Origin of the sequence: Micromonospora psammae, from assembly GCF_036902725.1 — a bacterium.
GTDB lineage: Bacteria > Actinomycetota > Actinomycetes > Mycobacteriales > Micromonosporaceae > Micromonospora.
This window is the reverse complement of record NZ_JBAKHM010000005.1, coordinates 157,293-170,411: the sequence shown is the minus strand read 5'-3', so window position 1 is coordinate 170,411 and position 13,119 is coordinate 157,293. Positions and strand designations below refer to the sequence as shown.

General features: G+C 73.1%; 10 protein-coding genes. 3 read left to right on the top strand and 7 right to left on the bottom strand.

Annotation, left to right across the window (positions count from 1 at the left end):
- Nucleotides 1–16: 16 nt before the first annotated feature.
- Nucleotides 17–751, top strand: a complete 735-nt coding sequence (locus tag V6U79_RS10735; RefSeq protein ID WP_442933763.1) for an IclR family transcriptional regulator — start codon at nucleotides 17–19, stop codon at nucleotides 749–751.
- 260 nt (nucleotides 752–1,011) lie between these two features.
- The gene (locus V6U79_RS10730) at nucleotides 1,012–1,935 is read left to right on the top strand and encodes a DUF559 domain-containing protein (protein WP_334614523.1); all 924 of its coding nucleotides are present in this window, start codon (nucleotides 1,012–1,014) and stop codon (nucleotides 1,933–1,935) included.
- A gap of 81 nt (nucleotides 1,936–2,016) precedes the next feature.
- Here V6U79_RS10730 and V6U79_RS10725 read toward each other — a convergent pair whose 3' ends face one another.
- The 3 genes from V6U79_RS10725 to V6U79_RS10715 all read right to left on the bottom strand — a co-directional run bounded on the left by V6U79_RS10725 (nucleotide 2,017) and on the right by V6U79_RS10715 (nucleotide 5,449).
- Nucleotides 2,017–3,699 (bottom strand): S8 family serine peptidase, encoded by a 1,683-nt coding sequence (locus V6U79_RS10725; protein ID WP_334614521.1) that lies wholly within the window; start codon nucleotides 3,697–3,699, stop codon nucleotides 2,017–2,019.
- Nucleotides 3,700–3,786: 87 nt separating this feature from the next.
- The gene (locus V6U79_RS10720; protein ID WP_334614520.1) at nucleotides 3,787–4,476 is read right to left on the bottom strand and encodes an HAD family hydrolase; all 690 of its coding nucleotides are present in this window, start codon (nucleotides 4,474–4,476) and stop codon (nucleotides 3,787–3,789) included.
- 13 nt (nucleotides 4,477–4,489) lie between these two features.
- On the bottom strand, nucleotides 4,490–5,449 hold the full coding sequence (locus tag V6U79_RS10715; protein ID WP_334521083.1) for an EamA family transporter: 960 nt from the start codon (nucleotides 5,447–5,449) through the stop codon (nucleotides 4,490–4,492).
- Between the two features lie 84 nt (nucleotides 5,450–5,533).
- On the opposite strand from V6U79_RS10715, the gene V6U79_RS10710 reads away from it, so the two are divergent.
- Nucleotides 5,534–6,079 (top strand): CGNR zinc finger domain-containing protein, encoded by a 546-nt coding sequence (locus V6U79_RS10710; RefSeq protein WP_334614519.1) that lies wholly within the window; start codon nucleotides 5,534–5,536, stop codon nucleotides 6,077–6,079.
- On the opposite strand, the gene V6U79_RS10705 is transcribed toward V6U79_RS10710, so the two are convergent.
- The 4 genes from V6U79_RS10705 to V6U79_RS10690 form a co-directional block, all read right to left on the bottom strand.
- Nucleotides 6,039–6,611, bottom strand: a complete 573-nt coding sequence (locus V6U79_RS10705; RefSeq protein WP_334614518.1) for a GNAT family N-acetyltransferase — start codon at nucleotides 6,609–6,611, stop codon at nucleotides 6,039–6,041. The genes V6U79_RS10710 and V6U79_RS10705 overlap by 41 nt on opposite strands.
- Nucleotides 6,612–6,759: 148 nt before the next feature.
- Nucleotides 6,760–8,169: a class II fumarate hydratase gene (locus V6U79_RS10700; protein ID WP_334521091.1), complete on the bottom strand. Its 1,410-nt coding sequence runs from the start codon at nucleotides 8,167–8,169 to the stop codon at nucleotides 6,760–6,762.
- 35 nt (nucleotides 8,170–8,204) lie between these two features.
- Entirely contained in the window at nucleotides 8,205–11,186 is a 2,982-nt protein-coding gene (locus V6U79_RS10695) for an AfsR/SARP family transcriptional regulator (protein WP_334614516.1), read from the bottom strand.
- A gap of 262 nt (nucleotides 11,187–11,448) precedes the next feature.
- Nucleotides 11,449–13,116 carry a fumarate hydratase gene (locus V6U79_RS10690; protein ID WP_334521106.1) on the bottom strand — a complete coding sequence of 556 codons (1,668 nt, stop codon included), beginning with the start codon at nucleotides 13,114–13,116 and terminating at the stop codon, nucleotides 11,449–11,451.
- Nucleotides 13,117–13,119: the final 3 nt, after the last annotated feature.

Sequence of the window (13,119 nt, the reverse complement as noted above, 5' to 3'; positions counted from 1 at the left end):
TCGTACGCTGCGTGCTGTGGAGACGACGGCGAGGTCCGGCGAGTCCGGCGACGCGGCGGCCCGGGTCGGGGTCGGCGCGACGGAACGGGACGGGCCGGCGCTCGGCGACGCGGCGGTCCGGGCCGGCGAGACGGCGCAGACCCTGGACCGGGGCCTGCGCCTGCTGCATCTGGTGGCCGACGCGCCCGCCGGGCTGACCGTGACCGAGGCGGCTAACCGGCTGGGCATCGGTCGGGCGGCCGTCTACCGGCTGGTCGGGGCGCTGACCGGGCACGGGATGCTGCGCCGGGACGGCGCGGGCCGGCTGCGCCTCGGGGCCGGCGTGCTCCACCTGGCCCGGCGGGCCCAGCCGCTGCTCGCCGAGGGGGCGCTGCCGGCGCTGCGCCGGCTGGCCGAGCAGGCCGGCGCGACCGCGCACCTCACGGTGGTGGAGGGCGGCGAGGGGGTGGCGCTGGCGGTGGTCGAGCCGAGCTGGACGTCGTTCCACGTGGCGTACCGGACGGGCGCGCGGCACCCGCTGGAGCGCGGGGCGGCCGGCCGGGCGATCCTGGCCGGCCGGTCGGGCGTGGCCGACCCGGTGAGCACCGTCGGGGAGCTCCAACCCGGGGCGTACGGGGTGGCCGCGCCGGTGTTGGGGGTGCCGGGCCTGGAGGCGAGCGTCGGGGTGGTGGCGTTGGCCCCGCTGGACTCGGACGCGGTCGGCGCGCAGGTGCTCGCCGCCGCCGAGTCGATCGCCGCCGCCCTCTCCTGACTTCCCCGCACCCCGAGCCGGCAAGATCGACTCCATTGCGCCGAGGTTGTGGTGTCGGACGTGACGGGTCCCCGCCATGTCGGCGAAACGGAGTCGATCTCAGCTGCGGAACGGCCGGTAACCGGACGACCGGTGATCAGGGGGCGCCTACCACAGGATGCGGCGCTGGCGGGCGTCGTCCACAGGGCGGGCGTACCCGGCCGGCCCTGGTTGTCCACAGGGGTGTCGCAGTAGGAGCGGCGGCGGCGACGCTCCTTGTCATGCCCCCACCACCTCACCGCCCGTCCGCGCTCGCCTGGCGGGTCTTCCGCGGCTCGGAAGCGGTACGGCGTGGCCTGCTCACCCGGCACCAGCTCCGCGGCGCCTCCTGGATCCGGGTCCGCCAGGACGTCTACGCCGACGCCCGCCTCGACCGGGACCACGCGCTGGCCTGCCAGGCCACCATGCTCCGTCTGCCACCCGAGGCGGTGATCGCCGGCCCGTCCGCGGCCTACCTGCACGGCGTCACCCATGCCGCCGGATTCGACGACGTCGTGCACGTTCGGGTGCCCCGAACCGTCCGCCTCGACTCCCTCGGCGGCATTCGGGTGCACACCAGCGACGCGGTGATTCCGTCCGGCCGGTTCGGTGTGGACGGCACGGCACGGATCCCTGCCGCCCTCCCCCGGTCGGACCCGGCGCAGGCCGCCTGGGAGACGGCCGCCTGGCTGGAGCCCGTTCGGGCGGTCGGCGTCGTCGACACTCTGCTGGGTATGGGCCTGACGTCCCGGGACGCCCTCGCCGAGACCGCCAGCCGGCAGGCCCACCGCCCGGGCGGTCGACGCGCCGCCCGGGTCTTCGACCTGGCCGACGCGGGAGCGCAGTCACCACCGGAGTCGCAGCTGCGGGTCCGGCTGGTCCTCGGTGGTCTGCCCCGGCCGGTCACCCAGCATCCGGTCCGGTTGCCGTCCGGCCTGCTCCTGCACCCCGACCTGGCCTGGCCGGAGTTCCGGGTGGCGGTGGAGTACGACGGCCAGTGGCACGCCGATTCCGACCAGTTGCACCGCGACCGACGACGACTCAACCAGTTGGTGGCCGCCGGCTGGATCGTGCTGCACGTGACCGGCCGCCGCCTCCGCCACGACTTCCCCGCGGTCCTCCGCGAGATCCGAACCGCCCTCGTCGCCCGGGGTTGGCGGCGCTGACCACCCCGCCGCTGCCGAGCGCGACCGGACGGCGAAGGGCCCGGGCGACGGCTGTCGCCCGGGCCCTCGACGGGAGGTGCGTTACGGCTGGATGTGCGGCTTGAGCGGGCTCTTCACCGCGGCGTACGCGTCGACGATGCCGTACCCGTAGAAGCCGTTGAAGTTCAGCGAGCCGGCGCAGTACGCGTCGAACTCGGCCGACCGGCCCTCGTTGGTGTAGGACTGCAGGCGCGGCTCCGGGCAGGCGTGCTCGGCGGCGGTCCGGTAGAGGTGCTGCTCCACCAGGTCCGGCGCCAGGCCGAAGCCGTTGCGGCCCTGCTTCTTGCCGAACTTGCTGACGATCAGACCGGCCACGCCGCTGACGTGCGGCGACGCCATCGAGGTGCCCTGCAGGTAGGTGTAGTACCCGCACTCACCGGCGGCGGTGCACTGCTTGAAGACCGAGTTCTCGAAGCCGGCCACGATGTTGCCGTCCTCGTCGACCGAGCCCTCCTCCTGGAGCACCTTCTTCGGGTACGTGGAGAGGATCATGTTGGCGTCGGTGCGGTAGGTGTCGGTGCCGAAGCCGTCGCGGAACCAGCCACCCGGTGCGGCGACCGAGATCTGCTCGGTGCCGTAGTTGGAGTAGTCGGACTTCTTGCCGGACGGGCCGACGGCGGACACGCCGATGACGTGCGGCCCTTCGGCCGGCAGGTCCCAGCAGCTGTCGTTGTCGATCGGCCGCGGGTACGGCGGGGAGCCGTAGTCCGGGCTGGAGACGTCGGTCCGGGGCGCACCGAGGTCCTCGTGGTTGTTGCCGAGCGAGCCGACCAGGGTCACGCCCTTGCGGTGGGCGAAGTTCAGGGCCCGCGTCATGGCCTTGATGATGGCCCGCTGCTCGGCCTGCGCCTCGGGCGAGTCGGCCGGGTTGGCGGTGCAGTTGTAGAGCCACGGGTCGACGTAGAAGGACATGTTGACCACGTCGATGCCGGCCTTGCCGGCGTACACCAGGGAGTTGACGACCGGGTCGAGGAAGAAGTAGCCGGAGTCCTGGCCACCCTTGAGCTCGACCAGCGAGACGTTCGGGGCGACCCCGGAGAGGCCGAAGCCGTTCGCGGCGGCGCCGATGGTGCCGGCGACGTGCGTGCCGTGTCCGCCGTCGTCGGTGCCGACCGGGTCGAGGCAGCTCGCCACCTCGCAGGGGCCGTCGACGTCGGTCTTGTCCGGGGCGAAGTTGCGCGACAGCGACCAGTTGAAGTTCGGCGCGAGGTCCGGCTGGCTGGCGTCGACGCCCGTGTCCAGGATGGCGACGGTCACCCGCCGGTCACCCGGTTCGATCTTCCGGGCCTTGTCGGCGCGGATCATCTCCAGGCCCCAGAGCTTGTCGTCCAGCGGGTCGAGCTTCTTGCCCTGCCCCCTGGCGGCGGCGCCCTTGGCCTCGGTCAGCAGGTGTTCCTGCTCGACCCGGTCCAGCTTCGGCTTGCGGCCGATGGCCTTCTGCTCGGCGGCGCCGACCAGCTCTCCGGCGGCGGTCGCCCGGCTGGCGAAGTCGGCCCGGTCGCTGGTGACCTGGAACAGGCCGACGTCGTCGGTGCGGGACACCACGGTGCCGCCCGCGGAACGGATCGCGGCGATGGCCGCGTCCGCCGAGACGCCGTCCTCGGCGACCACGGTGAAGGTCCGGGTGCTGGTCGGCTCGGCGTTGGCCGGAGCCACGAGTCCGGTCACCGTGAGCGCCAGGGTCGCCGCGGTCGCGACGGCCCCGGCGGTGAAGCGTTTGCTCACCACATCAATTCCTCTCGTTGAGGGACGTGCGCAGACATCAGACAACACCGATGCGAGTTCCGCCAGGTGGGCGTCCGGATTGGACGTTTATCCGGCTTTGAGCTGGAGCCCGGCCAGCGCGGCGGGGAGCGCCGCCAGACCGGTGACCTCGGCGTCGGGGCGTATGCCGGGCCGGCAGGGGAGGCCGAGCCGGTTGAGCCAGATCCCCCGCAGACCGGCGCGCTGCGGGCCGGCCACGTCGTGGGCGAGCGAGTCTCCGACGTACGCGATCTGCTCCGCCGGCACGCCCGCGGCCTCGACGACCGCCGCGTAGAAGCCGGGGTCGGGTTTCTTCGGCAGGCCGTCGTCGTGGGCGTACCGCTCGAAGGCGAACTCGCCGGCCAGCCCGCAGCGTTCGGCGCGGCTGTTGCCGTTGGTGGCGTAGCCGAGCCGGAAGTCGCGTCGCAGCGTGGCCAGGGCGGGGAGCACGTCGGCGTAGGGGCGGGTCAGCGCGAACCGCCGGGCGAAGAAGAGCGCCGCCAGCGCGTCGAGGTGCTCGGCCAGGTCGGCCCGCGCCAGGGAGCGGGCCAGCGCGGCCCGCCGGATCTCCCGCACCGGGGCGGCGCTCATCGCGCCGAAGACCGCGCCCCAGTCCGACTCCAGGTCCGCCAGCGACACCCCGGCCGCCGCCGGGGTCAACCTCCGCATCTCCTCGAGTACGGCCACCAGCCCGCCGGTGACCGCCGGGCGCAGGTCGAGCAGGGTCTCGTCGGCGTCGAACACCAGCACGGTCAGCACGGCGCCGACGATCTCACGTCAGGGCGGGCTCCTCGGCCGGGGTCGCCGACCGTTCGGCACGGGCGCCGCGCAGCTCGTCGAGGCGGACCAGCGCCACCCCGGCGACGATCAGCGTGCCACCGGCCAGTTGCACCACGGTGGGCAGTTCACCCAGCACCAGCCAGGCGATGAGCACCGCGAACATCACCTCGGTCAGCCCGAGGAAGGACGACAGCCGGGCGCCGAGGATCCGCGTGGCCGCGATGCCGGCCTGGTACGCGACCACCGCGGCCACCAGCGAGAGCCCGACGATCGGGACCAGCCAGCTGGTGCGCTGCCCGGCGAAGTCGACCTCGCCGAAGGTGGCCCGCAGCGGCAGCACCCCGACCAGCCCGAGCAGCAGGAAGACCGCCGCTCCGATCGCCATGCCGCCGCTGGCCATGGCGACCGACGGCAGTTCGGCGTCGACCCGGGCGGCGAGCACGAAGTAGCCGGCGAGCCCCACCGCGGCGCCGAGCCCCCAGAGCACGCCCACCGGGTCGAGGCGGCCGGCGCCGGTCAGGTCGAGCACGAAGGCCAGCCCGACCAGCGCGGCCACCGAGCCGACCACCGTGAGCCGTCGGGGGCGCTGGCCGTGCATCAGCCACATCCAGGCCACCACCAGGATGATGCCGAGGTACTCCAGCAGCAGGGCGACCCCGACGGGCAGGTAGCGCACGGCGTTGAAGAAGCACGCCTGGGCGGTGGCCACGCCGAGCAGGCCGAAGACGGTCATCGGGCCGAGGTTGCGGCGCAGCACGGCACCCTTGCCGCGCAGGGAGAGCAGGGCCGGTACCGCGAGCACCAGGGCGGCGATCCCGACCCGCGCGACGACGACGGCCTCGGCCGACCAGCCGGCCCCGATCAGGGATCGGGCGAAGGTGCCCGAGGTGGCGAAGGTGACGGCCGAGACCAGGGCCAGCCCCAGGCCCACGCCAGCGGATCGTTCGTGCATCGGGCTCTCCTCGCCGGCACAGGTGTCATGACCGAAATACGCTTATGCTGGTGACGCTAACGGTCGACGCTGACAGGAGTCAAGTTGCTCTTTGCTCATGACACCGAATGTGGGCTGATCGCGGCGGCCGCCCTCGCCAACACCGACGACCCGGACGGCGAGGGACTGCCGGACGTGGCCGCGCTGGACCGGTTCTTCGTCGCCAACGGCTGGACCGGCCGGCACGAGCACACCGAGGCCGAGCTGCACGCGGTACGCCGGCTGCGCCCCCGGCTGCGCCGGATCTGGCACGCCGACGTCGACGAGGTCGTCGCCATCGTCAACGCACTGCTGCGCGAATCCCACGCACTGCCCCAGCTGATCCGGCACGACGACCAGCCGTACCACCTGCACGCGGTGCCCCGGGACGCGCCGCTGGCCACCCGGATGGCGGTCGAGGCGGCGATGGCGATGGCCGACCTGGTCCGCGCCGGCGAGCTGGGCCGGCTGCGGATCTGCGCCCACCCGGGCTGCGAGAACGTGCTGGTCGACCTGTCGAAGAACCGGTCCCGCCGGTTCTGCGAGGCGGGCTGCGGCAACCGGGCCGCGGTCAACGCGTACCGGGCGAGGAAGGCCGCCAGTCGCTCCTGAGCAGCTCGTACTCCACCTCGCCGTGCTCGGTCCCCGGAGCCGGGTCGTCGAAGTGCAGGTGGAAGGTGCGTACGTAGCGCAGGCCGGCCCTCGCCATCACCGCCCGCGAGCGGCTGTTGACCGTCATGGTCTGGGCCCAGACCCGCCGCACGCCCACCGTGTCGAAGGCGTGCCGCACCAGGGCCAGTGAACCCTCGGTGGCCAGTCCCCGTCCCCACGTGCTCCGGCGCAGCCGGTAGCCCAGCTCGGCCTGCGTCCCGTCGTCGGACGGGTCGAGCGCGAACCAGCCCAGGAAGCCGCCGCTGTCCCGGTCCTCCGCCGCCCACCGCCCCAGCCCGGGGTGTGCGTCGTACTGGCGCAGCAGCCGGGGCAGCTGCTCGTCGCGCACGGTGGCGCGCGGGGTCGGCCGGCCACCGGTCAGGAAGCGCATCACCTCCGGGTCGCTGTCCAGCTCGACCAGGTGGTCCACGTCGTCCGGGGTGAACCGGCGCAGCCGCAGCCGCGCGGTCTCCAGCACCACCTCAGCGGCCATGCCGCGATGATCCCGCCCCCACCCGCCCCGGTCGACCGATATCCCGCCCCCGCCGCGCTGGTGATCCGCTCCACGTCGGCGACGTGGCGGTATCACCTTGCCCCGGACACCGCCAGATCGGCGCAACGGAGTGGATCGGTCCAGGGGATCAGGGGTGGGTCATGCGGAGGAGGTCGAGGGCTTCGTCGAGCTGGGTCTCGGACAGCTTGCCGGAGTCGACGTGGCCCCGGGCGATCACCACCTCGCGGATCGAGATCTGCTTCGCCAGCGCCTCCTTGGCGATCGAGGCGGCCTCGTCGTATCCGAGGTAACGGTTGAGCGGGGTGACGATCGACGGCGAGCCCGCCGCGTACGCCAGGCAGACCTCGGCGTCCGCGACCAGGCCCACCACCAGACGGTCGGCGAAGAGCCGGCTCGACGCGGCCAGCAGCCGGATCGACTCCAGCAGGTTGCGCCCCATCACCGGGAGCATCACGTTCAGCTCGAAGTCGCCCTGCGACCCGGCGAACGCGACCGTGGCGTCGTTGCCGACCACCTGCGCGCAGACCTGCCGCATCGCCTCGGCGACCACCGGGTTCACCTTGCCCGGCATGATCGACGAGCCGGGCTGGAGATCGGGGATGCGCAGCTCGCGCAGGCCCGCGCGGGGACCGGAACCCATCCAGCGGATGTCGTTGGCCATCTTGTACAGCCCCACCGCGACGGTACGCAGCTGCCCCGAGGTCTCCACCAGGGCGTCCCGGGCGCCCTGCGCCTCGAAGTGGTTGCGCGCCTCGGTCAGCGGCAGGCCGGTCGACTCGCGCAGCTTCCCGATCACCCGGGCGGCGAAACCCAGCGGGGTGTTGATGCCGGTGCCCACGGCGGTGCCGCCCAGCGGCAGCTCGGCCAGCCGGGGCAGCGCCGACTCCAGCCGCTCCACCCCGTAGCGGACCTGCGCGGCGTAGCCGCCGAACTCCTGGCCGAGGGTCACCGGGGTGGCGTCCATCAGGTGGGTACGCCCCGCCTTCACCACGGTCTCGAACTCCTCCGCCTTGCCCTCCAACGCCCCGGCGAGGTGCTTCAGGGCGGGCAGCAGGTCCTCGACCACCGCCTGCGTGGCGGCCAGGTGGATCGAGGACGGGAAGACGTCGTTGCTGGACTGCGAGGCGTTGACGTCGTCGTTCGGGTGCACCGGCCGGCCCAGCTCGCGGCCGGCCAGGGTGGCGATGACCTCGTTGGTGTTCATGTTGGACGAGGTGCCCGAGCCGGTCTGGAAGACGTCGACCGGGAACTGGTCGTCGTAGCCCCCGTCAGCGACGTGCGCGGCGGCGGCGGCGATCGCCGCGGCCACGTCCGCCCCGATCACGCCCAGCTCCCCGTTGACCTGGGCGGCGGCCCCCTTGATCCGGGCCAGCGCCTTGATCTGGGCCGGTTCGATGCCCCGCCCCGAGATCGGGAAGTTCTGCACCGCGCGTTGGGTCTGCGCCCGCCACAGCGCCTCGGCGGGCACCTCCACCTCGCCCATCGAGTCGCGTTCGATCCGGTAACCGGTCGCCTCTGGAGTCGTCACGCGTACCATCCTGCCGCGCACGCCGCCGACTCGCAGATGATCGCTCAGTCCAGCTCCGCCAGCAGCCGGGCGACCTCGTGCTGGTCCGGCGACTCGACCTGGCGGAACAGCGCCAGGGCCCGCATCCAGTGGGAGCGGGTCGCGGTGGGGTCGGTGCCGCGCAGGCACCGGGCGATGCCGTCGAGCGCCCGGGCCTGCTCGCGCCGGGCGCCGAGCCGGGTGGCGTCGGCGAGCACCCGGCGGTGCAGGTCCAGCGCGCTGGCGACGTCGCCCTGGTCGAGCAGGGCCCGGGCCAGCAGGTTGCGCGAGCCGCACTGCCCGATCCGGTCGCCGACCTCCATCATGAGGACCAGCGCCTGCCGGTGCAGGGCGGCCGCCGCGTCCAGCCGGCCGGCCCGGCGCTCGATCAGCCCGATCTCGTTGAGCAGCTCGCCCTCACCGAACCGGTTGCCGGACTTCCGCTTGAGCCGGAGACCCAGCCGCAGCAGCCGGTGGGCCGGCTCCCCGTGCCCCAGCCGGTGGCGGATCATCCCGAGGTGGGCGATCGCGTGCCCCACCTGGCGCGCATCGCCGACCTGCCGTGCCAGTGACAGGTGCCGGCGGCCGACCCGCAACGCCTCCTCGTACCGCCCGGCCACGAAGTGGGCGAAGGACAGGTTGTTGAGCAGCTGGGCCAGATGACCCAGCTCTCCGGGCCGCTGGTACATGGCCTTGGCGGCCTGGTAACACGCCAGCCCCTGCGGCAGGTCCCCGTTGGCGGCGTGGGAGGTCGCGAGATTGCCCAGGGTGTTCCGCACCTCGTGGTGCAACCCGAGCCTCCGCCACAGGTCCAGTGCCACCTCCATCAGCCCGATGGCCTCGGAGAAGCGGGCCAGCCGGTAGTACGCCGAGGCCAGGTAGTTGAGCATGGTCGCGACGGCCTCGTCGTCGCCCATCGTCGCGGCGGCCCGTCGGCCCGCCTCGTGCATCTCGATCAGGTCGTCCAGGTGACCGCCGTCGAACTGGGCCCGCCAACTGGCCCGGGCGAGCTGCCAGCAGTGCCGGGGGAACCCTTCGGCCTCCGCGATCCGGCTCAACGCGGGCAACGCCGACCGGTTCTCGTCGAACCAGCTGCGTCCGTCGGCGACCGAGGCGGCGACCAGATCGGGCCGGGCGGGCTCGGGCAGGCGCAGCGCCAGCCGGCTGCTCGCCCACTCCACCTGCCGGGTCAGCTCGGCGGCCACGTACAGATGGTGGTCGAGCAGCCGGCGCAGGGCGTCCCGCCGTTCCTCAACCCGCTCCGGCTCGCCGAGCAGGAGGCGCGAGTACTCCCGGATGAGGTCGTGCAGCCGGTACCGGCCGGGTTCCGCCTCCTCGACCAGGTGGGCGTCGACCAACTCGTCCAGCAGGTCCTGCGTCTCCGGCAGGGGCAGGTCGGCGAGGGCGGCGGCCACCCGGTTGTCGATCCGTACGCCGGGATGCAGGCCCAGGAACCGGAACAGCCGCTGTGCTGGCGGCGTGATCTGGGCGTACGACAGGGCGAAGGCCTGCCCGACGGACCGGTCCCCCGCCGCGAACTCGGCCAGCGGATTGCGCCCCTGGGCCAGGCGATCGGCCAGATCGGCGATCCGCCAACGTGGTCGGTGCGCGAGCCGGGCCCCGGCCAGCCGGATGGCGAGCGGCAGGTGGCCGCAGCGCCGGGCCACCTCGCCGGCCGCGTCCGGCTCGGCGACGACCCGCTCCGGCCCGGCGACCCGGCCGAGCAGCTCGACCGCCTCCTGCGGGTCGAGCACCGGCAGCGACGAAGGGCGCCCCTCGTCCAGCCCGACCAGCCGGCGGCGACTGGTGATCAGCACCAGGCAGTTCGGGCCGTTCGGCAGCAGCGGGGTCACCTGCGCGGCGTCGGCCGCGTTGTCGAGCACCAGCAGGGCGCGCCGCTGGGCCAGCTCGGTCCGCCACATCGCCAGCCGGTCGTCCGGGTCGAGCGGCACCCGTTCCGCCGGCACGCCGAGCTGGCGGAGCAGGGTGGCCACCGCCGCGGCCGGGTTCAGCGGGGTGCGCTCGCTGTGCCCGTGCAGGTCGATGAAGAGGTGCGCGTCGGGGTAGCGGTCACCGAGGGCGTTCGCGAGATGCACCGCCAGGGTGGTCTTGCCACTGCCGGCCATGCCGTCGATGAGCTGGATCCGCGCTCCGTCCTCCTCGATCTCCTTCACCAGCCGGGAGACGGTCTGCTGCCGCCCGATGAAGTCGCTGATGGCCCGGGGCAGCGCGCGGACCGGGGCGGGCGCCGGATCCTCCGGACCGGCCAGCGCCAGGTCGCCGGCGAGCACCCGCTGGTGCAGCTCCTGCAACGCCGCACCGGGCTCGATGCCCAACTCCTCGGCGTAGATCCGGCGGCCCTCGCGGTAGACCGCGAGGGCGTCCGCCTGTCGGCCGACCGCGGACAGGGCCAGCATGAGCTGGCCCCGCAGCCGATCCCGCAGGGGATGCCGTTCGACGGTCTCGGTGAGCTCGTCGATGAGGTCGGCCGCCCGTCGCAGCCGCAGCTCGACGTCGACGCACTCCTCCAGCACGGCGAGCCGCTGCTCGTCGAGGGTCTGCGCCCGCCGCCGTACGCTCCGGCTGGCGATTCCGCTCAGCGCCGGGCCACGCCAGAGGGCCAGCGCTGAGCGGTAGTGCCGGCTGGCCTCCGCCGCCTGACCGTCGGCGACGGCGACGCGCCCGGCCTCGACCGCGCGGCCGAACACCTCGGCGTCCAGGTCGGTCGGCTCGACCCGGATCCCGTAACCGACCGGGTCGGTGACGATGATCTCCGGCGGCAGTCCGACCGCCGCCAGGCGTTGTCGGAGTCGCGACACACAGATCTGGAGCTGCGTCCGGGCGGTGGCCGGCGGCCGGTCCTCCCAGACGGCGTCGATCAACTCCTCGACCGGCACCACCCGGCCGGCCCGCAGCAGCAACATGGCGAGCACCGTCCGGTCCCGACCTGCGGTGATGGTGGCCTCGCCGCCGCCCACCCGCAGAGGTCCCAGGATCCCGAACCGCATCTGCGCCCCCGCACGCTTCTGTGCACCTTCCAGCAGCGTAGCCCGACGGTCACAGCTCGCCTCACGCGGACGATAGCGATCCGATAGCGGAACGACAGCAGCGGAGCCGACACTCATCGTGGTTGTCGGTGACGACATCCGACGGGGGCGGTGCGCCCGCCGGCCACGCCCCACCGGGCGGCGGGCGCACCGATGTCGGCGAGCACCAGATGACAAAGGGGCGCCGGGCGGAAGCTCGGCGCCCCTTTTCGCGTACGCGTCGTCAGCGGCGACCGATGGTCAGCACCGGCTTGGTGACCTCGGCGAAGAAGTCGTTGCCCTTGTCGTCGACGACGATGAAGGCCGGGAAGTCCTCCACCTGGATCTTCCAGACCGCCTCCATGCCCAGCTCGGGGTATTCGAGGACCTCGACGTGCTTGATGCAGTCCTGGGCGAGCCGGGCCGCGGGGCCGCCGATCGAGCCGAGGTAGAAGCCGCCGTGCTGCGCGCAGGAGCGGGTGACCTGGGACGAGCGGTTGCCCTTGGCGAGCATCACCTGGGAGCCGCCGGCGGCCTGGAACTTCTCCACGTAGGCGTCCATCCGTCCGGCGGTGGTCGGGCCGAACGAGCCGGAGGCGTACCCCTCGGGGGTCTTCGCCGGGCCGGCGTAGTAGACGGCGTGGTCGCGCAGGTACTGGGGCATGGGCTCGCCCGCGTCCAGCCGCTCGGCGATCTTGGCGTGCGCGATGTCCCGGGCCACCACCAGGGGGCCGGTCAGCGACAGCCGGGTCTTCACCGGGTACTTCGACAGCTCGGCGCGGATCTCGTCCATCGGCCGGTTGAGGTCGACCTTGACGACCATCTCGGCGTCCAGCGTCTCGTCGGTGACGTCGGGCAGGTAGCGGGCCGGGTCGGTCTCCAGCCGCTCCAGCCAGACGCCCGACGGCGTGATCTTGGCGACCGCCTGCCGGTCCGCGGAGCAGGAGACGGCGATCGCCACCGGGCAGGAGGCGCCGTGCCGGGGCAGCCGGACCACCCGGACGTCGTGGCAGAAGTACCGGCCGCCGAACTGCGCGCCGATGCCGAAGTTGCGGGTGAGCTCCAGCACCTCCGCCTCCAGCTCCAGGTCCCGGAAGCCGTGCGCGGTCATCGAACCGGAGGTGGGCAACGCGTCGAGGTACTTGGCGGAGGCGTACTTGGCGGTCTTCAGGGCGTACTCGGCGGAGGTGCCGCCGATGACGATGGCCAGGTGGTACGGCGGGCAGGCCGAGGTGCCGATGAGCCGCAGCTTCTCCTCCAGGAACTGCATCATCCGCGTCGGGTTCAGCAGCGCCTTGGTCTCCTGGTAGAGGTACGACTTGTTGGCCGAGCCGCCACCCTTGGCCATGAAGAGGAACTTGTACGCGTCCGGGTGGCCGTCCGGGTCCTCCGCGTAGAGCTCCACCTGGGCGGGCAGGTTGCTGCCGGTGTTCCGCTCGTCCCACATGGTCAGCGGGGCGAGCTGCGAGTACCGCAGGTTCAGCCGGGTGTAGGCCTGGTAGACGCCGCGGGAGATCGCCTCCGCGTCGGCCCCGTCGGTGAGCACGTGCCGGCCGCGCTTGCCCATCACGATCGCGGTGCCGGTGTCCTGGCACATCGGCAGCACCCCACCGGCGGCGATGTTGGCGTTGCGCAGCAGGTCCAGCGCGACGAACCGGTCGTTCGGCGAGGCCGCCGGGTCGTCGATGATCGACCTCAGCTGGGCCAGGTGCGCGGGGCGCAGGAAGTGGGCGATGTCGTGCATCGCCTCGGCGGTCAGCGCGGTCAGCGCGGCCGGATCGACGGTGAGGAAACGGCGGCCACCCGGGCCGTTGACGACGTCCACGCCCTCGTCGGTGACCAGGCGGTACTCCGTGGCGTCCGGACCGGTCGGCAGCAAGGGGGCGTACGAGAACGCGGCGGCACTGCTCATGAC